Here is a 23,354-nt window from a genome sequence, read left to right on the forward strand (position 1 = left end):
CATTCCGGAATTAGTTTTCATCCATCAGCGTCACGAAGATGACCTCTTCCAGCGTCGAAATGCCGGCTTCGGCCTTTCGGATCGCATCGTCGCGCAGGGAGCGCATGCCGTTGCGTCGCGCCGCTTCGCGGATGACGCCGCTGGGCTCGTTCGCGAAGATCAACTTGCCGATGTCTTCCGTGATCTGGAAGATTTCGTAGATGCCGATACGCCCCTTGTAACCGGTTCTTCCACAGCGGTCGCACCCCTTGCCCTTGTAGAACTGGTGATTGTCCAGATACTCCTGCGAGAGCCCGAGCATCCGGATCTCCATCGGCGTCGGAGTGTGCGGCGCCTTGCAGTTCGGACAGATCCGACGCAGCAGCCGCTGCGCCATCACCGCCCGCAGCGCGGTCGCCACCAGAAACGGCTTCACCCCCATGTCCACGAGACGGGTGATCGCGCCAGGCGCGTCGTTCGTGTGCAGCGTGCTGAACACAAGGTGACCCGTGAGTGCGGCGTTGATCGCGATTTCCGCGGTTTCGAGGTCGCGGATCTCACCGACCATGATGATGTTCGGCGCCTGACGCAGCATCGAGCGCAACGCCGCTGCGAACGTCATCTCCACATGCCGGTCCACCTGCACCTGGTTGATGCCCGCGAGCTGGTATTCCACCGGGTCCTCAACCGTGATGATCTTGCGGCTCGTGGTGTTGATCGTGTTCAGAAACGCATACAGACTCGTGGTCTTGCCGGAACCGGTCGGCCCGGTCACGAGGAAGATTCCGTCCGGCAGGCTGATGATCCGGTTCACAATCTCAAGGTCGTCCGCATAAAAACCGAGTTTCGGCACATCGAGCTGAATACTCGACTTGTCGAGGATACGCATGACGATCGACTCCCCGTGCACGGTCGGTACCGACGATACACGCAAATCGATGTCCTTGTCGCCGACCGTCACCTGAATACGGCCGTCCTGCGGAATCCGCTTTTCGGTGATGTCGAGCCGCGCCATGATCTTCACGCGGCTGGTGAAGTTCGCCTGCATGTATTTCGGCGGCCCCTCCACTTCACGCAGCGCTCCGTCGATGCGGTAACGGACACGGTAACGCTTCTCCATCGGTTCGAGGTGGATGTCCGACGCCTTCATCTTGAACGCATCGATGATGAGCTGCGTCACAAGGCGGATGATCGGGGCGTTCTCGTCGTCCATCGACTCCTTGGTGCCGATGTTGCTCTCGATGATGGTCGTGTCGATCTCCTCGCCGTCGGTGAGCTCCTGAAGATATCCCTCGACGCTGTCGGCGCCGACCCGGTAGTAGCGGTCGAGAATCGCGTCGATCTGATCTTTGCTTGCCACCATGGCATCGACTTCGGTTCCGAGCAGATAACGCAGTGCGTCGAGAGTCTCCATGTCGGTCGGATCGCTCATCGCGATCGTCAGCACGTCGTCGCGTTTCATGACCGGCACGACTTTGTAGCGCGATGCGACTTCGGGGCTCAGGCTCTGGATCACCTCCTGGGGGATTTCGTAGCTGTTGAGGTCGATGACTTCCATGCCGTACTGCTGGGCGAGCATGGCGAGCAGGTCGCGTTCCTGGACCGATCCGTCCTTTTTCAGACATTCGACCGGGTCGAGCGTCCCCCCGGACGCAGCCGCTTCGCTCCGCGCCCGGTCGACCTGATCCCGGGTGACCATCCCGTACTCCACAAGGAGCTCAAGAATATATTCGGTATCTCTGGCCAAAATAACATCTCCTGTATCAAAGAAGTCTGTAAAAATATCCTTGACTGAAAGTTAACCCGTTTTTCCGTAAATTTCAAGCGATAGTTTCAATATCTGCGATTATTTTTTCCAGTACGGAGGGATAATCGGGGATTTTCCGCTCTTCCGCCTCGGCGACCGGTTCCGGCATCGCGGTCGCCGGAGAGGCCGGCGCGAAGACCGTGCAGCTGTCGGGAACCTGCGTGTTCGAGAGCTCATAACTGCCGATCATCCCCGCAATCCGGATCGTTTCGAGTTTGTCGGTTCCGACCAGCGGGCGCAGTACGAGCATGTCGATCGCGCGGTTGATCGTGTTCATGTTGACGAGCGTCTGAGAGGCGACCTGGCCGACGGCTTCGCCCGTAACGAGCGCGCGGCATCCGGTCGCCCGCGCGACCTGTTCGGAAATGCGCAGCATCGCCCGGCGGTAGAGCACGGTCCGGAACCGTTCCGTGCAGTTGTCCCGGATCAGCTTCTGCAGCGGTGCGAGATTGCACAAATGCAGTTTCCCGTGAATCTGCCAGCCGTTCAGGAATTCCGCGATTCCGCGCACCTTGTCGGTCGTTTCGGGCGGCGTGTAAGGCGAACTGTGGAAGGTGATGAAGTCGGTCGGGCAGCCGCGTTTCATGATCATCCACGCGGCCACGGGCGAGTCGATTCCGCCCGAGAGCAGCGTCAGCACGCGCGGATTGCTCCCGACCGGCAGTCCGCCCGGCGCCCGGTACTCATCCCAGTAGAGCAGAGCGAATTCGTCACGCACCTCCACGCCGAGCGTGTATTCCGCGTGTTTGAGGTCGATCCGGAAACGGTCGTCGCCGAACAGCTTCGCGATGGAGGTCACGAGGTCGATTTCGATCTCCTGCGAACGGAACGGGAACTTCTTGAAACTCCGCCGCGCCCGCACCCGGAACGAGATGTTCTCTCTTTCCGCGAAGACCGGGGTGAGCACCTCGCCGGCGAGTTCGAGCGCTTTTGCGCGGATCGCGTCCATATCGACTGCGACGCGTGCCGCTGGAGAGAACGATTCGAGTCCGAACACTTTCGCGAGCTGCGGCTTGATCGCACGAAGCTCCTCCGGCGTAAAATCTCCTTCATGTTTCGGCTCTACCCAGACCCGGCCGCGGACCCGGTGCACGCGGCAGGGCGCCTTGCCGTCGAGCAGATGGCGGATATTTTCAACGAGACACCGCTCGAACATGTTCCGGTTGTTGCCCTTCGTGGCAATCTCATGGTAGCGGCAGATGATGGAATTGTACATGATGACGGGAAACTCCTTTGTGTGTCAACGCAAAAGATACCCCGCCCCGCCCGGAAAGTCAAGCGCGCGCAACGCGAAAACTTTCCTCCGGCGGAGGAACGGCGGCGTCTCTTACGCTGTCACGCTCAATGAGCCGGTAGGGGATGACCGTGTGACGCGGGAAGGCGATGCCGCGCCGCCGCGCGTCGAGCAGGTCGGCGACGGCGGCGGCCTGCGCGGCGTAATCCTGCGTGATCGTGGTTTGCGGGGGAATGGCGTAACGGGAGTACATGCTCCGTTCGGAGGCGACCAGCGAAATGTCGTCCGGAATGCGCCGATTGTAGAGGGAGAGCACATAGGCGGCGATGATCCCGGCATTTCCGCCGGGGCAGAAGAGGCTGTCTATGCCGAGTTTCAGAAGTTTGCCGATCTCCTCCACATAGGAGTCGGCGAGGGCGAAACGGACGAGCCGGTCCGAGACCGGCAGCCGATGCGCGTGCAATGCCCGGAGAACGGCTTCGCGCCGGATTTCGGTGTTGCCGACTCCGGCTTCTCCGTAAATGATGACTCCGGCTTTGCGGCAGCCGTGGCGGGCGAGGCAGTCGATGCCGAGCTCCATCGCCTCCCTTTCGTCGGAACGGACCGAATAGATCTCGTCGGTTCCCGGAGGAACATCGCGGTCGATGACGATGAGAGGCGCGGCGAAACGTTCCTCCCAGCCGGCGAAATGTTCCACCCCGACCCCGACCGAAACGGCGCCGCAGAAACGGATTCGCTCCAACTGTCTGAGGTTGTCCTGCGGCAGCATTTCGATCCGGTAACCGCGCTGCGAGAGAGTCAGCGCCAGTTCGGAGAGCACCATTTCAACATAGCTCCGGATCGGATAGATCTCCCGAAGCGGGCTGATGACCACCACATTCTGCTGTTTCTGCGAGAGACGCGGGTGATATCCCGTCTGCCGCGCCGCCGCCAGAACCCGTTCGCGCAGTTCTTCCCGAATGTTCGGATGGTTGCTGAATACCCGCGATACCGTCGCAGTGGAAACCCCCGCTCTCTTCGCAATCTCCTGGATTTTCATAACGCCTCCCTCCGGAACACAAGATGATTTTTGCAAAAATATTGATTCATTTACAATATATTCCGAAATTAATTGAAAACAAATTCTTTTTTCAATTTGTTTTTCAGAAGATTGTGTTCCGAGTTCTTGCAAAAACGACCGGGGCTGTTACTGTATTGGGAAAACGGCAAAGCGAAAGGAGCATCGAAACCGGAGATGAAACGACATGCGATTGTATTCACCGCGCCCGGCCGGGCGGAGTTGCAGACATCCGAAATGGCGGAGCCGGAACTGAAACGGGACGAGGTTCTTCTGGAGACGGAGTGCACCCTGGTCAGCCCCGGAACCGAACGGGCATGTCTGCTCGGACTCGCCGGAGGAGATTTTCCGAAATATCTCGGCTACAGCGCGGTGGCGAAGGTGCTGCGTGCCGGGGAAGAAGCCGGATTCCTCCCCGGGGAACGGGTCGCGGTTTATCACAGCATGCACGCCTCCCTTCTGGTGAAGCAGGCGCAGGATCTGGTCCGCATCGAAGATGACGCTCTGCCGGCGCACACAGCGGTTTTCGCAATCGTCGCCTCGATGGGGCTGCAGGGAGTCCGCAAGGCGCGGCCTGAGTTCGGAGAGTCTCTGGTGGTGATGGGGCTGGGGCTGCTCGGGCTCTTCGCCGTCCGTTGCGCATATCTCAACGGACTTTTTCCCCTGATTGCGATGGATTACAACCGGCGGCGGCGGGAACTTGCGCTGGAGTTCGGTGCCGACGCGGCCTTTTCGCCCGACGAACCTGATCTGGCGGAGAGAATCCGCAGTCTCACGGGCGGAAAAGGCGCGGACGTGGTTGTCGAAGTGACCGGAAATCCGGAGGCGGTCAACGAAGCTCTCGACTTCACCGCGCCGTTCGGACGCGTCACGCTCACCGGCTGTTCCCGGACTCCGACGCATGAGCTCGATTTCTACCACAAGGTTCACCGTCCGGGGATCAGCATCATCGGAGCGCACAACATGGCGCGGCCGCTCCACGACGCGCGTCCCGGCTACTGGACCATGCGGGAGGATATGGCGCTGCTGCTGCGGCTGTTTTCCGCGGGCCGGATTCGGACGGAGTCGCTGTTGGACGTCGTGGCCTCTCCCGCGGACGCCCCGGCGATCTTCGAAAGAATCGCCCGGGGAGATCCGGAGCTGCTCGGCGTCATTTTCGACTGGAAGAGTTTTACGGAAAGATAAGGAGCCTCGCCCATGCGGAAGATCAGAATCGGACAGATCGGCATCGGTCACAATCATGCTTCGGAAAAGATGGCCGCTCTGCGCCGCCTCAGCGAATTTTACGAGGTGGTCGGCGTCGTGGAGGAGGATGACTCCTGGTGGAGCCGCCGCGGCGGATTCCCCGAGTATCAGGGAGTTCCGCGTCTCACGGCGGAGGAGCTCTTCAACACGCCCGGGCTTGAGGCGGTCGCGGTGGAGACCGACGGTTTCGAGCTTCTCGAGACCGCGCGCCGCTGCGTCGACCGGAATCTCTCCATTCACATGGACAAGCCCGGCGGGGAGAAACTGGAACCGTTCCGCGATCTGCTGAACGAGTTCCGCCGGAAACATCTGACGATTCAGCTCGGTTACATGTACCGCAACAATCCGGCGATTCAATACTGTTTGAATGCGGTACGGAAAGGGTGGCTCGGGGAGATCTTCGAGGTACACGCCGTGATGAACCGTTACGACGGCCACGACGAGGCCTATCGCCGCTGGCTTGCGCAGTTTCAGGGCGGGGCGGTCTACATCTTCGCCGGACACCTGATCGATCTGGTCGTGACGTTGCTCGGGCGGCCGCTGCGGGTGACCCCCTACCTCACGAAAACGCGCGACGACAATCTGTACGACACCGGCGTCGCCGTGCTGGAGTATCCGCGCGCGGTCGCCACGGTGCGGACCGGCGTCACCGAGGTGGACGGGATGAAGCACCGGCGGCTGATCGTCTGCGGTACAAAAGGGACGATCGAAATCTGCCCGCTGGAGCACCCTGCCGACCGTTACCGGCTCGATCCGCTCCATCTGCGGCTGACGCTGCTCGAGGGAAACGAAGCGTTCGAGGCCGGAACACACATCGTCGATGTCGGTGTTATGAACGGACGGTATGACAACCAGCTGATCGAGTTTGCGAAGATTATCCGCAATGAGATGGAGAACCCCTATTCGTTCCCGCACGAACTGATCGTACAGGAGGCGTTGTTGCGCGCCTCCGGTGTTCAGCTGTAACAGGTGAGACTATGGAAAGACAATGGAATGGAAAAAACGTCCTTGTAACAGGAGCGGAAAATGAAATCGGCAGGGCGGTGGCCCGCATGTTCGCTTCGCATGGCGCAAGAATCGCAGTCGCCGCCCCTGTCCGGGAGGAGGCGGAGAAAGTCGTTGCGGAAATCAGCGAATCGGGTGGAGAAGTGATTGCATTTTCCGCCGATCCAGCCGATGTTGATCAGGTCAGGCGGATGGTTCGATGTGTGACCGAAACGCTCGGTTCGATCGATATTCTCGTCAACAATGCGGGGGGAGACAACCTCCATGCGGTCGGAATTGTCAAAGCTTTTTCGGAGTCGGAACCTGCGCAGTGGGCTCCTTTTCTTGAGTCTGTCCTGCGGGGAACCATTGCAACGATTCGTTATGTCCTGCCGCAAATGATCGTGCGCCGGACGGGCAGGATCGTCAATCTGGTATCGGTGGCGGGAGTCTCCGGTTTGCAGGGGGCGCCGATCCGCTCGGCGGTGGAAGGAGGAATCATCGCCCTGACCCGGAGCCTGGCGATGGATTGCGGCGCATGCAACATCTGCATCAACAGCATTGCTTCGGGAGCGATCCAGATGAAACCGGGTCCGGAATCCACGATCGGCGGCAGCGTGTTCGGCCGTTCCGGGACGCCGGAGGAGGTCGCGAAACTGGTCTGTTTTCTCTGTTCGGAAGACGCCGGCTACATCACGGGTCAAAATTACATAATTGACGGCGGCTGCATTCTCGGGCCGAAGGAGGAATAGGGGAACATGGATAAAATGCTTGAAGGAAAGACCGCCGTGGTCACCGGCGCGGGTGGGCGAATCGGCATCGCAATCTGTTCGCGCCTTGCGGAGGAAGGCGCCGCGGTCGTCTGCGCGGACCTCACCCGGGAAAATGCCGAAAAAGCAGCTGAAACAATCCGTTCCGCCGGGGGATGCGCCCTTCCCTGTCAGGTGGATGTGACCCGGAGTGACGAAGTCCGCCGAATGGCGGAAACGGCGCTCAGGCAGTTCGGTTCGGTCGAAATCCTGGTAAACAACGCGGGAGGCAGCGCCGGGTTGTTCCATCGGCTCTCCCGCTTTGAAAACACAACCGAGGAGATCTGGCGCCGGATCATAGACCTCAATCTGAACGGAACGCTCTGCTGTATTCACGCTCTGCTCGGCCAGATGATGGAACGCAGATACGGTAAAATCATCAATATGTCTTCGATCGCCGCGGAAAAGGGGATTCTGGATCGGGTGGACTACTCCGCGGCCAAAGGGGGAGTCCTCTCTCTGACCCGGGCGCTGGCGCTGGAAACCGGAAAATACAACATCAACGTCAACTGCATCTCTCCAGGCATGGTCGTCGGTGCGGCGTCGATTCCTCATCAGGGAACCTGGCTGGGGCGTACCGGGGAGCCGCGTGAAATCGCGGCGCTGGTGGCGTTTCTCGCATCGGACGATTCCAGTTTCATCACCGGTGAAAACCATACCATCGACGGCGGACGTGTTCTCGGGGTGCGTTACCACAACCGGGAAGAACAATAAAATTCAACAAACAGGTCACTTCCAATAGAGGGAAAAATGAACGTTACCAGAAAAGTGCTGGTGCTCGGCTCTTCCGGGGCGATGGGACAGTATCTGCTTCCACGGCTGTCGGAGCTGGGCTGTCAGATCGACGCGGTTTCGCTGGATGCGGCCGATCCGGGGCTTCGGGGGGTCACCCACATTCAGGCGAACGCAAAAGACCGGAGCGTCTACCGCGAACTCCTCGAAAGAAACTACGACGGAATCGTCGACTTCCTGACCTACGGCACCGGAGAACTCACCTGGTATCTGCCGCAGGCGCTGAATCATACCGGACATTACATGTTTCTGTCGAGCTGCCGGGTGTTCGACGACAAAGAGCATCCGGTCAGGGAGAGTTCGCCGCGGCTGATCGATTCGTCGGATGACGTTCTGCTGCGCAATTCGGACGACTATTGCATCTACAAGGCGCGCGGCGAAAATATTCTGCGCGCTTCCCCGCGGCGGAACTGGACGATCGTCCGTCCCGCGACCACCTACTCGTTTCTGCGCTACCAGCTCGTGACGCTTGAAGCGGCGGACAACGTGGGGCGCGCCTTCGCCGGGAAGCGGGTTGTTGTTCCCGAGCAGGCGCGGAGGAAACAGGCGACCTTGAGCTGGGGCGGTGACGTCGCCCGCATGCTTGCCGGACTGCTCTTCCTCGACAAGGCGCTCGGGGAGGATTTCAACGTCGCGACCGGGGAACATCACTCCTGGGAGGAGATCGCCGACTACTATCACGACATCTGCAACCTGGAGGCGGTCTGGGTGGACAAGGAGGATTATCTGCGCATCCTCTCGCCGGATCCTTACAATATGGGACCGCGCTGGCAGCTCGAATATGCCCGTCTCTTCACCCGCGAGACCGACAATTCGAAAATCCTCTCCACGCTCGGGATGAAACAGAGCGAACTCATGCCGCTCTACGACGGTTTGAAGATGGAGATCGGCCGCTGTCCGAAAGAGACCGTCTGGCCGGTCAATGCTGCGATGGACGATTATCTTGCGGCGATGGACCGCCGCTCTTTCAGGAGGTGAAATCATGAAGAAACAGTGGCGTATTGCGGTCGCGTTCGATACGAAGCGGATTTTTCTCGGTGGACATGGCACCCACCTCGCTTTTGTCGGGCTGCCCGGAGTCGAACATGTGGCTCTGGCGGATTCCAATCCGGACGGACTCGATGAGCGAATGCGGCAACTCGGGGTGAAGCGCCATTACGACGACTATCTGGAAATGCTCGACCGGGAGAAACCGCAGATCGTCGTGCTCGGCTCCCGGATTCCGGAGGAGCACACGTTCCAGATCCGGGCGGCTGCGGAGCGGGGCATTCACGTGCTTTGCGAAAAGCCGATGACCAACGATCTCCGCATCGCCGATGAGCTCATCGCCATCGCGGAGAAGCATAATGTGAAAATCGCCGTCGCCCATCTGGCGCGCCATGCTCTGGTGTTCCGGACAATGAAGCGAATGATCGAAGAAGGCGCGATCGGCACCCCGCTCACCTTCTATGGCCGGGGCAAGGAGGATGAGCGTGGCGGCGGCGAGGATATGGTGGTGCTGGGCACTCATATTCTCGATCTGGGGTGTTATCTCTTCGGCGCTCCGGAATCGGTCTCGGCGGAGATCATGCAGGAGGGTCGTCCGCTTCGGCGGGAGGATCGTTGCGTCACGAAGGAGCCGCTCGGGGCGGTCGCCGGGGATAATGTATTTGCGCTCTATCATTTTCCGAACGGCGTCCGCGGAATTTTCGAGAGCCGTCGCGGACTGTTTCGGAAGCAGGTGCGGATGGGAGTTTCTGTGGCCGGTACTGAGGGAATTTTAAGTGTCCGCTACGACAACGACCGGAAACTGCGGCTGAGCCGCACTCAGTTTCCGCCGGAGGACGAAGCCGCCTACGAGGAGGTGCCGCTGGTGGAGACCCGGGTCATTCCGGGCGCGGAGGAGCTGCGCGACTTCGGTTTTCTGTGGTATTTCCGGGATAACAACCGATTTGCCGCGTGGGATCTGCTCTGTGCGATCGAGGAGGATCGCCAGCCGCTGGCAAGTGCGTATGACGCCCGGGCGGCACTGGAGATGATTTACGGGGCCTATTCGTCGCAGTTGGCCGGGCGGGTGATTCCGCTGCCGCTCACGGATCGGGAGAACCCGCTCGAGACGAATCATTTGTGAGGGAGATGGACCATGTATGCGATGAAGGTTGATGAAACAGGGGCCATGCACTGGACGGAGGTTCCCGATCCGGAAGCGAAAGCCGGCGAGGTTCTGCTGGGAATCCGGGCGGCGGCTTTGAACCGTGCGGATCTTCTGCAGCGGGCGGGCAAGTATCCGCCGCCGCCCGGCTGGCCGGAGTGGATGGGGCTGGAGGTGGCGGGCGTCGTTCTCGCCGCGCCCGCAGGAAGCCGCTGGAAGGCGGGCGGCGAGGTGTGCGCGCTGCTCGGCGGCGGCGGATACGCGGAGAAGATCGCCGTCCCGGAGGGGATGGTTCTGCCGCTTCCGCCGGGGCTTTCGATGACGGAGGCGGCTTCGCTGCCGGAGGTATTCGCAACCGCGTATTTGAATCTCTTCTTTGAGGCGAATATGAGGGCCGGGGAGACGGTTTTCGTACAGGCGGGGGCGAGCGGGCTCGGACTGGCGGCGATTCAGCTGGCGAAATCGTTCGGCGCGAAGGTGATGACCTCGGTCGGTTCGCCGGAGAAGGCCGAGGCGGTCCGCCTTCTCGGGGCGGACTGGGTGCTGGAACGCCATCGGGATGATCCGGTCGCGGCGTTCGAGGCGCATCCTGTGGATGTCGCGCTCGACTGCGTCGGCGGCGAGGTGCTCGGGAGTTGCATCGAAAAACTCGCTCCCGGAGGGCGCTGGATTCTTATCTCGACCCTCGGCGGCGAATTTGCCCGGATCAGCCTCCGGCCGATTCTCAAGCGCGGAATCCGGCTGATCGGAAGCACGTTGCGAAGCCGCCCGACGGAGATGAAGGCGCGGATCCTGCGCGAACTTGAAGAGAAAGTCTGGCCGAAGTTCGGTTCGAAGGAGATTCGTCCGGTGATCCATGCGGTGCTGCCGATCCGGCGGGCGGAGGAGGCGCATGCGATTCTTCAGCGCAATGAAAACATCGGCAAGGTGGTGCTGGAGATCGATTGAAATGGTGTTCCGCACGGTTCGCGGCGGGGGGGCGGATCCGCTCGTTTTCCGCCGGAGGTTCTTTCTCCGACTGATCCTGTGCGGGACCGGGCTTTACTTCTTTGCGAACATTCAGCGGGTGGCGGTTCCGGGAGCGATCTTCGATCTCCTGCAGAGGGATCTTCATCTCTCTGCGCCGGGAGTGACGGCGCTCGGTTCGGTTTTCATGTACGTTTACGCGCTGAATCAGTTGCTGATCGGGCTTTTCGTCAGCCGTTTCGGGGGGCGGCGGGTCATTCTGCCAGGGGCGTTTCTTTTCTGCCTCGGGTCGCTGTGTTTTCCGCTTTCGTCGGGAGGGTGGCTTTATTTCAGCCGGGCATTGACCGGATTCGGTGCAAGTTCGCTCTATCTGGCGCTCATCGATGAGACGATCCGCGCCAGCCGGAGAAACTATGCCATTGCGGTTTCTCTGGTGATTACGGCCGGATACGCGGGCGGCATCGTTGCCAATGCGCCGTTCGTCGCACTGGTCCGGGCAACCGGATGGCAGCGGGCGCTGCTCGGCGTTGCGGCCGCGACGATTCTTTTCTATGTGCTTTTTGTCGTGTTCTCCTCCCGGCGGAAACTGCCGCCGGTCCGGCGCGACATACCGTTTCGATTCACCCCGTTCTTCCAGGTGCTTGGTGAGCGGAACAACCGGCTGGTGTTTCTGTTCAGCGGGATCAACTTCGGTTTATACTATGTGATTCAGACAGTGATCGGCAAGAAGTTTCTGGAGGACTTCTGCGGATTTTCCTCGCTTCACGCGGCATGGATTCTGTCGTTGACGGGATTGATTTCCGCAGTGGCCGGAACATTGCTCGCGGTGTTGAGCCGAATGACGGGTAATCGGCGGAGCGTCTTCTGCCGCGTCGCGGGAACGGTTTCGCTCACGGTGTTCGCTCTCATTGCATTGCTGTTGTTCTTCGACATTCGCAGCGGCTGGATCGCGCTGCTTTTCTGTCTGCTCGCCGCCACCGGAAGCATGTCGTCGATCGTGATTCCGCTGCTGCATGACACCAATCCGCGCGATCTCGGCGGTCCTGCGGTCTGCTTTATGAATTTCAGTTTTTACCTTGCCGTTGCTTTTTTCGGGAATCTGGCCGGCTGGCTGTTGAAGAGCTTTCCGCCGGAATCGGTCGGCGGAGCGCTGGTTTATTCCCGAAGCTCCTACCTTGCGGTGTTTTCGGTGCTGGCGTTCGCTTCGACCGCGGTATTTTTCTGCGCGATGAAGCTGCGCGAAAGGCGTTCGCCATGAATTCCGCTCTTCGGCCGCCTGAGCACCGGTTTCCCGCAGGGGGGAAGCTTCTTTTACAGCATCAGCAGCCGCACCTCATACGGTTGCAGAGTGACGACCGGGGGGAACTCCGGAATCATGCCCCGTTTCACTTCTCCCTCCCGCAGCGCGATCGATTCGACCGAGGGGAGAATCGGATCGGGAGTCGTCGCCGGGGCGTTGAGCAGATCGAGTTTCACATCCGTCTCGCGCCCGCTCTTGTTGATGAGCAGCACCCCGAACTTTTCCGGATTCCGGAACGCGAGGCACTCCACATCTCCGTTTCCGTTCATCCGGGAATCCTGCGCGGCAGCGACGGAGGCTCCGCATCCGGCGAAACGGGAGTCCGGCAGAACGCCGCCGAGCTCGGCGGTAGCAGAAATTTGCACCGGTTCACAACCAGTGAGGATCGGAACGTCTGTTCCTCCTTTTCACACTCAGGGTTGCGGATCTTCCGAATCAGGTATTCGACGGCTTGCGCCCCCATGGTCCGGAGCGGCATCCGAATGCAGGAGACCGGCACCCCGATGGTTTCCGTGAAATTCTCGACATCGTCAAAGCAGATCACGTCGAGATCTTCCGGCAGCCGGACACCGAGACGCGCGAGCACCTTTCGCACCGTCGGACGACTCACGTAAAACTGGCGGCAGAGCGTGCTTTCCGAGGGCAGAATCCCGCCCGGCAGCAGACGATGCTCCCGTATCTCGGAGAGCAGATACGTATATATGTCGTCGGTGATGTTCCTCTTCACGCCGCACCTCGATGTTTACATGTAATATTACCTGTAAATATTATGATGCAAAGAGGAGAAAAAAAGCAAGTGCGCGGCAGAAGAAAAATGAAAAAAAGCGACCGGCGGCCCCTCCCTGGAAAAAGGCGGAGCAGAGCGCTCCGCCGGGAAGCGGCCGCCGGAGATTACCAGCGATAGTAGCGGTACGGATCGTCGGAGGCGATCGGCCGATCCGTGTAGAAATCGAATCTCCGGGGAATCTTGAACTTGGGAATTCCGAGGATTCCACCGTACCGGTAGGTGTCGTTGCAGAGCACAACCAGCACATTTTTTCCGGGGCGAAGCCAATCGGAATCCACATGATGGATGCGGGCCGCCTCCCAGTAGTTATCCGGATGGGTCTGTTTGGTGACCTCTCCGAGGAAGTGCCCGTTCAGCCAGGTCCAGGATTCATCATCAATCGCCCCGAGGAACAGCTCAACATCGCCGGAAGAAGCAAACTCTCCGGGCAGTTCAAATTCCAGCCGATACCAGAAGAGCCCATCGTATTTCGCCAGCTCTTTGAACTGCACATCGAAATTTCCCGGCACCCGAACCGGACGCCATCTGGAATTCGGGCGGAAATCCGGGTTCATCCATCCCCGGTCGCGCCCCTCTCCCTCGGGATCGGCGATGCCGATCCAACGATCGTTCGGCAACTCGAATTTGAGATTGCCTTTCACGCCGTCGAACAGAGCGAAGAGTCCGCTTTCAAAACGTGCTCCGAGATTCGCGGCCAGACGGGAGACGAGGAAAGTCGACCGCCGCCGGGTCGTCCGGTAGTAAAACTCTTCCTCGTCGAATTTCCACGGCGGAAGCTGGCAACTTACGAAAACACCTTTCCCGTGCCGGACAATTCCGAGAGAACGTCCGCCCGCGGAATCCGGCGCAAAGGCGTCAAACTGCATTTTCCCGCGCCAGTGCAGTTCCGCGTTGCCGATTCCGGTGAACTCCGGCGTCGCGCGCAGGTTCTCCACTTGATCGGAATAATATCCGCCGGACTGGAGATGGAATTTTCCGGGCAGCATGGATTCGAGCTCTGCCTGTCCGAATCCGAGAGCGAGTACATTCAGCCCGGCAGCCACCGCGTCAGTCAGATCACCCGGCTCTGCGCCCGGGCCGAGCACCAGCAGCGTTTCCGCCGGAGTCGAACCGGAGTCGGCAGAGCGGGGAATGCGCAGCGCGTCGAGCAGAGCGGCCCCCTCCGAACCGCCCAGATATCGCACATTCCGGGGGGCGGGACCGCGGGCGGAATCGAGTCGCTCCAATGCCCGGCCAAGCAGATCATCGGCCTGCGGCTCAATTTCCGTACGGCCTGTGACTGCAAGCTGGCAGAACATGATCCGGCCTTTTCCCTCGACAAACTCGACCAGCGGCACATACTGCAGATCGAAACCGCACTGCAGCAGCGGATTCCAGTTTCCGACCTGCGGCTTTTCAAACAGCACTTCCGTGAGGCTGCCGCGGTTGCCGGCCCGCCAGACCCGGGTGTTGCTGAAACCGTTCCAGTCCCACTGCGGCGAGGTTGCCTCATAGGGCACAAGCGGAAAGGTTCCCGGCAGCTGAGTCGCACTGCCGCGCCAGTCCCGCAAATCTCCGCTGAAATCCGACACGGAAAACACTTCACGGAATCCCTGTTCCGTCGTGCGCAGTCCGAGCCGGTTCAGCTCCTGCGCCGGCTGTTCGAGCACAAGGAGTTTCAGCCCGTTTTCCAGTCGCTGCGACAAATGCAGCGGAAATCCGTGCAGCGCATTGCGCCCGAGGATCAGAATCTCAATCCCGTTCAGATCGCGGTCGGAATGGACCGTACGGAACGGAATCCCGAGCCGGTTCAAAAGCAGTGAGGCTTTCCCCTCCGGATCGTAGAGACCGACTCTCGAAGCGAGTTTCACCGCAGCCTGCGCGACAAGATCGACCATGAAACGATCACAGCTTCTCCCCTGTCCCGGGAAATCGAACTCCGCCTCGAGCGCGAACTTCTCCGGTGCTCCGGCGGTCGGGATGGTGAATTCCACCGGCAGATCGCAGCGGCCCGCGGGAGCGACGACTGTGCTGCCGCTTTTTTCGATTCCGAGGGTCGGAACTCTCCAGCGCCATTCGACTTTCGCTTCCCGACGGCTGTCGTTCAAAACCACGAGGGTTTTCCGCACGGTTTCGCCGGGGCGGAAATTGTGTCCCTCTTCGGTGATATCACCGGATTTGCCGCCGATCCAGCCGAGAAATTCGGTGAATCCCGCGTGCACCGCCTCGCCGGTCGTATTGAGTTCGTACCTGGCAAAAGGATTGTTGATATACTCGCCGCGCGGAATCAGCAGATCCGGAACAAGTCCGGGCTGTTTCAGATTCCGGAAGCGATCGGGATTCTGCCGTACGCCCGGACCATCCGCCACCCATTTCCAGCAGAGGAACTGATCCCACGGCAGGATGCCGGAGATCCCCCTGGCGCGCAACGAGCGGAATACTCTCTGCGCATAATAGGCCCGGACACGGTTCACATCCTCGACGCGGTTCATAATGCTGTTTCCGCCGAGGGCGCTGAAAAAGGTCAATTCATTCCCCTTGATCATCTTCTCCTGATGGTCATAGAGTTTCTGTTTGGCAGGTTCGTCACGGTAGGCTTTCTCACCGAGGATTGCGGCATTGAACTCATTGGTCCACAGGCACTGCAGCCCTTTGGTCGACCAGATGAAAGAGGGACCGCGGTAACTCGACCAGCTTGCGACGTGCGGCAGCCCCCATTCAACGAAGACGAGCGGCATCGTGCCGTTTTTCTCCCAGTTTTCGAGCCAGTCGGCCCGCTCCTGCCGCGGCGCCCAGTTCAAATAGCAGTTCAGGGTATAGACGTCGCCGATGTTGCCTCCCTCATGGTGATAAATCGGGCGGCTCGGATCGAGTTTCCGGGCGATGTTTTCCGCGAGCACGGCCTGGGCGCGGTTCGCAAGTGCTCCATCCGGCAGAGCCTCTTCGGGTTTATAGGCGGTGCCGATCCGCATCGGATTCTGATCGCCGGAGTAACCGGTCGCGTTGTGATTCATGACCAGCATAACGACGCCTGGAACATTCTGAAAACGGCGGATCAGGTGTTCCGCCTGTCTCCGGTAGGCTGCGGCCTGTTCCGGATCTTTGAGATTCGAGTTGAAATCTTTGAAATGCGGCAGAGTTAGCGAGGTCAGCATACCTCGCCGGGAAGTCCCCCGGTGAAACCCGTCGAGATAACAGAATACGCCAGGAGAAAAACTGTAATTCCAGCCGATAAGAAAATTTGCGCCGAAACCGCGCGCGGCACGAACCAGGTGTTCGATCCAGAGTTCCGAACCGAAATCGGCCTCCTGCGGGGTCTTGGTGACCAGCGCGCGCAAATGGATCTTCCGGCCGTTCAGGTAAAAGTCGCGACCATCGATGCAGAATTCGCGGAATCCGAACTCCTGCGGAAGAAATTCGTCGAGCAGACCGCCCTTGTCGTCGAGCAGCCGGACTTTCGCCGTGTAGAGATTTCCCGGGGTGTCGATGTCCCAGAGCTTCGGATTTTGCCAGGCACCGCCGAACGAGTGGCGGAATCCGGGTTTCCCCGTGGAACGGAACGGTGTGGAGAGAAACCGCTTCACCGCCCTGCCGTCTGCGTCGAACAGTTCCGCCTCCAGGCGGTAGCGTCCCGCCGGCAGCGCGACAAAACCGGTGTCAAAAGTGATCGCGGCATTCTGTACCGAAGTGATAACGTGGACGTCGGAAACCGCCGCACCGGTCGGACGCGATTCCAGGAAGAGATTTCCGGTGATGCCGCGGTTCTGCAGCGCGCTCTGGTTTTTGATGAGGCGGTCGGCCGCCATGAAAGTCGCGCTCTCCTCAGGGTTCGCGCTGACCAGAAGTGCAAGTGTCTGCTTCTTCCCGGGGATCAGTTTTCCGGTCAGATCCGCCTCGCCGCCGGGATAGTAGAACTCCCCCGCTTCGATACCGTCCACGAAAATCTTCGCGCAACTCTGGATCAAGTCGGCGGAAAGTATGATTTCCCGACCGCTCCACTCTGCAGGGACCTCGATCTCCCGGCGATACCAGGCACTGTTGAGCTTCCACGGATCAATCTCGGCCATGAGGAGCGGAGAGAGATAAAAACTCATGCCGTTGGCTGCGACCGGCCACGCCCCCGGAATTTTGAAGTATCCCCAACCCGATCCCTCCGGAGGGAGGGCCGCAATCTCCTCTTTCTGCAGAACGGGCCGGAACTGCCAGAGTCCATTGAGGCAGATCCGTTCCCGGCTCGGAGTGGTGACATGTTCCGCATCGGCGAGCGAAAAAAGCTCCTCCACGGTCAGCCCGCCGGGCGGCGGGACATCACGATTCATTGCGGCGGGATCGTTCACGGCCTCGACCAGCAGATCGGCGAATTCCACTTTTCCGGCTGTTCCGAAGTTCGCCGGGCCGAGGGTCAGCGAGACCGCACCTTCCGGAACCGGATAGAGCCGGTCGCAATCGATCCAATCCCCCGTACCGCGTGCGCTGAAAACCTGCGGCCATTCGCCGACGCCTTTCCCGTTCCGGTCGTAAAAACGCATCGCCAGCCGGGCGTCCTGCCAGGATTCGGCGGCGGGAACGACCCCCGTGACCCGCATGCGCATCCGCACCCGCACGAACCGCTCTCCGGCTTTCAGGGGAAGAACCATGTTCAGCTGGCGATTTTCACCCTCGATCGTGATGAACCCTCTCCCGTCACGGAGTTCAGCTGTGATCCCCGCGGGAGCTTTCCCGCCCCGGAGCTTCCCCGTCCCGGGGTCGACAATCAGATTCGCAACCGGGGAGGGACGTTCGTTCACGGCCTCGACCAGCAGATCGGCGAATTCCACTTTTCCGGCTGTTCCGAAGTTCGCCGGGCCGAGGGTCAGCGAGACCGCACCTTCCGGAACCGGATAGAGCCGGTCGCAATCGATCCAATCCCCCGTACCGCGTGCGCTGAAAACCTGCGGCCATTCGCCGACGCCTTTCCCGTTCCGGTCGTAAAAACGCATCGCCAGCCGGGCGTCCTGCCAGGATTCGGCGGCGGGAACGACCCCCGTGACCCGCATGCGCATCCGCACCCGCACGAACCGCTCTCCGGCTTTCAGGGGAAGAACCATGTTCAGCTGGCGATTTTCACCCTCGATCGTGATGAACCCTCTCCCGTCACGGAGTTCAGCTGTGATCCCCGCGGGAGCTTTCCCGCCCCGGAGCTTCCCCGTCCCGGGGTCGACAATCAGATTCGCAGCTGGAAGCAGCGACGCCGCGAACACGATAAGCAATGAAAAAAATTTTTTCATGAACATCTCCAAATTCCGCTATTCCGCAGCCCATTTGATCGTAGTGGTCTGACCGATCGTGGTAGCCCGCAATTCCGCTTCCCCGATAAAGGATGCGTGTCCATCCGCCCAGTTCACGGAAAATTGAGAACGATTATGTCCGCGCCAGGGCCCGCTGCCCCAGGTGCCGAAATCGCCGATCGGATAGAATTTTGAAACCGAATATCCGTCGGCATTTCTGCCGTCGGCAAGAAACAGAAAACTCGACGGCTGCTTCATCAGTTTGAAGTTCAACATGGTTCCCCCGGTCACACCCGGTGCGCTGAGCTTGTAAGGACTTGGATATCCATCGTAATACTTTTCATCGAGAACGCATAACCCCAGATAATTAGCCGGATAGGCATAAGAGCTGACTTTGATGTCATCGCTGATGTTGCCCTTGGGAATCGGTGCATCCGGACAGTTGAACGCTTTCCAGTCGGAAAGCTGAACAAAGCCTCCCCGTCTCAAACATCCTGACCAGGTCTCGTTTCCCCCCTCACAGACGATGACTCCGTCATAGGAATCCAGATACATCTGCGTGTAGGTCATCATCTGCTTGAGATTGTTGAGGCAGGCGCTGCCCCGTGCCCGCTGCCGCGCCTGATTCAGCGCCGGCAGCAACATCGACGCAAGTATTGCGATGATCGCGATCACAACGAGCAACTCTATCAAAGTAAACCATTTCCGTTTCATTTCATCCCTCCTGCGGTGAATGTTTTCGCGTCCCTCTGCTTTTAATTATACCTGAGACGAATTGAAAAGTCAATATATTAAAGTTCGGGATAAATATATTTTTTGTCTCAGAAACACGCCAATTCGCCCGTCTTTCTTGAAAATACCTGAAAAAACAATATATTAACGCGAGATTTTTATATAATTTGCACAATCCGGTATTGCCATGAAACACATTCTCTGCGCCCTGATGGAACCGAACGAGGAGATTCTGAGACCGATTTACGAATATGGCCGGGAACACAACTGGCAGATCGAACGATGCGGCCGGCAGATTCCCGGCCACTGGTCGGGGGACGGGATCATTTCGGATTATCTGGAGCTGCCGGATTTTGCAGCGGTCATGGACTTCAAGTCGACTCCGACGGTGTCGCGACTGCTGCCGCCACGGGAAAACATCCGTACAATCCGCCCGGATACGCAGCAGATCGCCGGAATGATCGTCGACTATTTCATGGACAAGGGTTTTACGAGATTCGCGACCGCGGCATCGAAAATCTTCCCGGAAGATATCGACGGCAAACCCCGGGATGTGCTCATGGCCGTGCAGCATGAGCTTGAATCGCGTGAACTCCAGCTCTTCAGTTGTCTCTGGGAGGGATGGCTGCCGAGAGCCGACTGGAATGATTATCACAAACGCCGCAAGCTGCTGCGCCGTTTTTTTTCTGAAATCCCCCGCCCGTTCGCTCTCATTCTCTCGGCAAGCACGGTGCTGCCGATCATCTACCGGACGCTGGAGGAACTCGGATTGCGGGTTCCGGAAGAGGTCTCCGTACTCTGCAATACCGATGACTGGAACGTGACCGAAAACGCAATGGTGCCGACCTCCTACGTCAGCGGCGAATTTCCGGTGCTCGGCCGCAAACTGCCCGAACTTCTCGACCGGATGATGGCTGGCGAGAAGATTCCCGAGGAGCCGATTTATGTGACTCCCTCCTCGATCATCTCGCGGCGCAGCACCGATTCACTGGCGGTGACGGATTTCCGACTGGCCAAAGCCGTCGGATTCTTCCTCCAGAATTACATGAATTTCATCGGAGTGGAAGACGCCGCGCGCATTGCAGGCGTCTCCCGCGGAATGCTGATCCGGCTGTTTCAGCAGCAGTTCGGCAAGGGGCCGCGCCGGTTTCTGCAGGAGATCCGCATGAATCAGATCCGTCATCTGCTCGACGGAACCGAGTTGCCGCTTTCGGAGGTGGCGCGCCGGGTCGGGTATGGTTCCGACATGGCGCTCTCGCTGGCGTTCAAGCGGGAAACCGGCATGGCTCCCGGTGCCTACCGGATGTTGCGGCGCCATGCTCCGCAGAAACACGATCCGGCGTGATGCCGTCTCATCCCTGCGTCGGAACTGCGATCTGCGACTGGAGTTTCACGGCTTCGCGCAGGTCGCCGACCAGAATGCAGCCGACAAGACGGTCCGCTTCGTCATAGAAACGTTTTTGGAAAGTTCCGGTCGCGGCGTCCTGCGTGGTTTCGCTGCGCGCGCCCGCAAGTTTTCCGGCGGAGAAGAGTTTTATGCCGAACACCGAGAGCCGGGCCGGATACGCCTGCGGTACGAACGGCTGTTCCTCCCCGAGCAGATTGTGTGCGGCGACGGTTCCCATCGACCGGGCGGCGTCGTAGAGTCCGTAGGAGGCTCCTTCCACTTCGGCGCAATCTCCCGCCGCGTAGATGTCCGCGATTCCCGTGCGCAGGAATCGGTCGGTCACGATTCCGCGGTTGCACGGAATCCCGGCCGCCGCGGCGACTTCGATGTTCGAACGTACTCCGGCGGAGACCATGACCAGATCCGCTTCGTTTGTTCCGTCCTGGAGCGTCACGCCGGTGGCTTTTCCCGCTTCTCCCGCAATTGCTTCTACCCGGCAGCCGAACCGGAGCGTCAGATTTTCAATTTCGCCGAGCTTCTTCAGGACGAATCCGGCGGCTTCCTCGTCGAGGTTGCGCGGCAGCAGCAGCGGAGAACCTTCGAACACCGTGACGAGACAGCCGCGCTCAAGCAGGCTCTGCGCAAGCTCGAGCCCGAGCAGTCCGCCGCCGATGACCGCGGCATTTTTCACCCCCGCATCGAGACGTGCGCGCAGTTTCTGAAGATCAGCGTATTCGCGCAGGGACATCACGCCGTCAAGATCCATTCCCGGCACCGGCGGGTAGAAGCAGTGCGAACCGGTCGCAAGCAGCAGCCGGTCATACGTCGATGGAGAGCCCGAGTCGAACGTGAGGGTTTTCGTGTTCGGGTCAATCGCACGAAGCGTGCGCCCGAGTTCGAGACCGATCCGGTTCTCCGCATAGAATGCGGCCGGCTTGATGAAGAACTGCGCGTCGGCAAGCTCTTCTGCAGCCATACGCGACAGTGCCGGTCTCCGGTAGGGGGGCACCGCCTCGCGACTGTAGATCGTGATTTCCGCATCGTCCGAAAGGGTGCGGATGTTCTTTGCCGCCTCGAATGCGGCGACGCCGCCGCCGATGATCGCGATTTTCATGAAAAACCTCCGTTACGCAGTTGCAATTTCCGTATCCTTCCCTTACATTACCGCGACAGGAACGGCAAGTCAATGGAAGAACTTCATTTTTTCAGCGATTATATCGCAAAGAAATACGGAGGGAAACGCCACCGGATCGGCATCGACCTCGCGCTGGGCTGTCCGAACCGGTTGAACCGGTTCGGGCCGGGCTGCGTCTACTGCGCCGAGGACGGGAACCGGGCACGTCATCTCGCGCGCCATCTCGACCTCGCCGGGCAGGTCGAGGCGGGAATCCGGTTCGTGACCGACCGTTATGGAGCGACGGCTCCTTACATCGCCTATTTTCAGGCGTTCACTTCGACCTATGCGCCGGTGGAAACTTTGCGGAAACTTTATGGCGAGGTGCTTGCGCTTGCTCCGTTCGCGATCGTGATCGTCGGGACGCGCCCCGACGCTCTGCCGCCCGGGACGGTCGATTTTCTCGCGGAACTTGCGCGCGATTACGAGGTATGGGTCGAACTCGGCGTCCAGAGTGCGCACGATTCGACGCTGGAGCTGATCCGGCGCGGTCACGATTTCGCGGCGGTGGAGGATGCCGTGCGGCGGCTCGACGCGGCCGGGATCCGGGTCGGCTGTCACATGATTGCGGGACTGCCGGGGGAGGATCGCGCGATGTTCCTGGAATCCGCGCGCCGCATTGCAGTTCTGCCGTTCCGGGCAGTCAAGCTCCATCCGCTTCTGACGCTGAAAGGGACGCCGCTCGCGTCGCCCGATTTTCCGGTCAAGCCCGCCGGACTCAACGAGTACGAGTACGCCGACTGGATCGGCGGATTTCTGCGCGAACTGCCGGAAGAGTGGCTCATCATGCGTCTCACGGCCGAGGCGGAGCCGGAGCGGATCATCACGCCGCGCTGGTGGATGTCCAAGAGCCGTTTTCTCGATTTCTTCCGGGAACAGTTCCGGAATCCCCCCTCGAACGGCGGGTTCGCGGGGGTCACGACCGGCGACGGTTCGCCGACGCTCTACCATCCCGGATTCCGTCAGCATTTTCATTCGCTCGCGGGAGCGGCGACCGAGGCGGAGCGGAAGTTCGTTCAGCCGTCCCGGCTGCGGGAACGGCTCGCCGGCGGGAAACCGGTCCGCGTGCTCGACATCGGGTTCGGGCTCGGGACGAACTGCAGTGCAGCGTTGCGCTGTGGGGGAAACTGCGAAATCGTCACACTCGAGAACGATCCGCGCGTTCTGCATGCGGCCCGCGGACTTTATCCTTCGGAAAGCCTTGAATTCCGCCTCGTCGAAGCGCTCGCGCAGACCGGGTGTTTTGTAGAAGGCGAAGGCCGGGTCGAACTGCTCTGCGGCGACGCGCGCGATAGGGTCTCCCGGCTTGAACCGGGGAGTTTCGACGTGATCTTTCAGGACGGCTTTTCGCCGGACTGCAACCCGGAGCTGTGGAGCTATGATTTCGTGCGGCAGCTCGCGCGATTGCTGAAACACGACGGCGTGATCGTGAGTTACTGCAGTGCGTTTCCGTATCGCGGTGCGCTTTTGCGGGCTGGACTTGCGGTCGGGGAGTCGGAGCCGTTCGGCCGCAAGCGCGGCGGTACGGTCGCGGCGTTCGATCCGGCGCTGCCGCCGCTGCCGCTCCCGGAGAAAGAGCGCGGCATCATCCTGCGCTCGACCGCCGGAACCGCCTACCGCGACCCGACGCTCGCGGGGAGCCGCGAGGAGCTCTTCCGCCGCCGTGAAGCCACCGTCGCCCGCCTCCGCCGCCGCGGCGTCCCGAAGTGGTTCAAGGCATAAGC

General features: G+C 60.1%; 18 protein-coding genes. 10 read left to right on the forward strand and 8 right to left on the reverse strand.

Going from position 1 to position 23,354, the window contains the following annotated elements:
- Positions 1-10: 10 nt before the first annotated feature.
- The 3 genes from pilB to Q0K10_RS04065 form a co-directional block, all read right to left on the reverse strand.
- Complete coding sequence (pilB, locus tag Q0K10_RS04055; protein ID WP_294503511.1) at positions 11-1,726, reverse strand: type IV-A pilus assembly ATPase PilB; 1,716 nt, start codon at positions 1,724-1,726, stop codon at positions 11-13.
- Positions 1,727-1,799: 73 nt separating this feature from the next.
- Positions 1,800-3,002, reverse strand: coding sequence for a tRNA uracil 4-sulfurtransferase ThiI (gene thiI, locus Q0K10_RS04060; protein WP_294503513.1), 1,203 nt, complete (start codon positions 3,000-3,002; stop codon positions 1,800-1,802).
- A 58-nt stretch (positions 3,003-3,060) separates the two neighbouring features.
- Complete coding sequence (locus Q0K10_RS04065; RefSeq protein ID WP_294503516.1) at positions 3,061-4,059, reverse strand: LacI family DNA-binding transcriptional regulator; 999 nt, start codon at positions 4,057-4,059, stop codon at positions 3,061-3,063.
- A 195-nt stretch (positions 4,060-4,254) separates the two neighbouring features.
- On the opposite strand from Q0K10_RS04065, the gene Q0K10_RS04070 reads away from it, so the two are divergent.
- The 8 genes from Q0K10_RS04070 to Q0K10_RS04105 are packed head-to-tail and all read left to right on the forward strand — an operon-like array spanning position 4,255 to position 12,262.
- Positions 4,255-5,262 (forward strand): zinc-binding dehydrogenase, encoded by a 1,008-nt coding sequence (locus Q0K10_RS04070; protein WP_294503519.1) that lies wholly within the window; start codon positions 4,255-4,257, stop codon positions 5,260-5,262.
- Between the two features lie 12 nt (positions 5,263-5,274).
- Positions 5,275-6,288 (forward strand): Gfo/Idh/MocA family oxidoreductase, encoded by a 1,014-nt coding sequence (locus tag Q0K10_RS04075; RefSeq protein WP_294503523.1) that lies wholly within the window; start codon positions 5,275-5,277, stop codon positions 6,286-6,288.
- A gap of 11 nt (positions 6,289-6,299) precedes the next feature.
- Positions 6,300-7,058 (forward strand): SDR family NAD(P)-dependent oxidoreductase, encoded by a 759-nt coding sequence (locus tag Q0K10_RS04080; protein WP_294503525.1) that lies wholly within the window; start codon positions 6,300-6,302, stop codon positions 7,056-7,058.
- Between the two features lie 6 nt (positions 7,059-7,064).
- Positions 7,065-7,829 (forward strand): SDR family NAD(P)-dependent oxidoreductase, encoded by a 765-nt coding sequence (locus tag Q0K10_RS04085; RefSeq protein WP_294503528.1) that lies wholly within the window; start codon positions 7,065-7,067, stop codon positions 7,827-7,829.
- Between the two features lie 36 nt (positions 7,830-7,865).
- Positions 7,866-8,885: an NAD-dependent epimerase/dehydratase family protein gene (locus Q0K10_RS04090; RefSeq protein ID WP_294503531.1), complete on the forward strand. Its 1,020-nt coding sequence runs from the start codon at positions 7,866-7,868 to the stop codon at positions 8,883-8,885.
- 4 nt (positions 8,886-8,889) lie between these two features.
- The gene (locus tag Q0K10_RS04095; RefSeq protein WP_294503534.1) at positions 8,890-10,017 is read left to right on the forward strand and encodes a Gfo/Idh/MocA family oxidoreductase; all 1,128 of its coding nucleotides are present in this window, start codon (positions 8,890-8,892) and stop codon (positions 10,015-10,017) included.
- Positions 10,018-10,029: 12 nt separating this feature from the next.
- A complete protein-coding gene (locus tag Q0K10_RS04100) occupies positions 10,030-10,986 on the forward strand; it encodes an NAD(P)H-quinone oxidoreductase (protein WP_294503536.1) in 957 nt (318 codons plus the stop codon).
- Complete coding sequence (locus Q0K10_RS04105; protein ID WP_294503538.1) at positions 10,931-12,262, forward strand: MFS transporter; 1,332 nt, start codon at positions 10,931-10,933, stop codon at positions 12,260-12,262. The genes Q0K10_RS04100 and Q0K10_RS04105 overlap by 56 nt, the downstream gene beginning before the upstream one ends.
- Before the next feature lie 53 nt (positions 12,263-12,315).
- Here the strand turns inward: Q0K10_RS04105 and Q0K10_RS04110 are convergent, their stop codons facing one another.
- The 4 genes from Q0K10_RS04110 to Q0K10_RS04125 form a co-directional block, all read right to left on the reverse strand.
- Positions 12,316-12,573: a hypothetical protein gene (locus Q0K10_RS04110; protein WP_294503540.1), complete on the reverse strand. Its 258-nt coding sequence runs from the start codon at positions 12,571-12,573 to the stop codon at positions 12,316-12,318.
- Positions 12,570-13,031 carry a substrate-binding domain-containing protein gene (locus Q0K10_RS04115; protein ID WP_294503542.1) on the reverse strand — a complete coding sequence of 154 codons (462 nt, stop codon included), beginning with the start codon at positions 13,029-13,031 and terminating at the stop codon, positions 12,570-12,572. The genes Q0K10_RS04110 and Q0K10_RS04115 overlap by 4 nt, the downstream gene beginning before the upstream one ends.
- Positions 13,032-13,195: 164 nt before the next feature.
- Positions 13,196-18,337, reverse strand: coding sequence for a glycoside hydrolase family 2 TIM barrel-domain containing protein (locus Q0K10_RS04120; protein ID WP_294503545.1), 5,142 nt, complete (start codon positions 18,335-18,337; stop codon positions 13,196-13,198).
- A gap of 18 nt (positions 18,338-18,355) precedes the next feature.
- Entirely contained in the window at positions 18,356-19,051 is a 696-nt protein-coding gene (locus tag Q0K10_RS04125; protein WP_294503547.1) for a type II secretion system protein, read from the reverse strand.
- 205 nt (positions 19,052-19,256) lie between these two features.
- Here Q0K10_RS04125 and Q0K10_RS04130 point away from each other — a divergent pair, with 205 nt between their 5' ends.
- On the forward strand, positions 19,257-20,414 hold the full coding sequence (locus Q0K10_RS04130) for a helix-turn-helix domain-containing protein (protein ID WP_294503550.1): 1,158 nt from the start codon (positions 19,257-19,259) through the stop codon (positions 20,412-20,414).
- Positions 20,415-20,421: 7 nt separating this feature from the next.
- Here Q0K10_RS04130 and Q0K10_RS04135 read toward each other — a convergent pair whose 3' ends face one another.
- The gene (locus tag Q0K10_RS04135) at positions 20,422-21,570 is read right to left on the reverse strand and encodes an FAD-dependent oxidoreductase (protein ID WP_294503553.1); all 1,149 of its coding nucleotides are present in this window, start codon (positions 21,568-21,570) and stop codon (positions 20,422-20,424) included.
- A 72-nt stretch (positions 21,571-21,642) separates the two neighbouring features.
- Here Q0K10_RS04135 and Q0K10_RS04140 point away from each other — a divergent pair, with 72 nt between their 5' ends.
- Entirely contained in the window at positions 21,643-23,352 is a 1,710-nt protein-coding gene (locus tag Q0K10_RS04140) for a TIGR01212 family radical SAM protein (RefSeq protein ID WP_294503556.1), read from the forward strand.
- Positions 23,353-23,354 lie beyond the last annotated feature (2 nt).

The organism is uncultured Victivallis sp., assembly GCF_944391105.1.
Lineage (GTDB): Bacteria > Verrucomicrobiota > Lentisphaeria > Victivallales > Victivallaceae > Victivallis.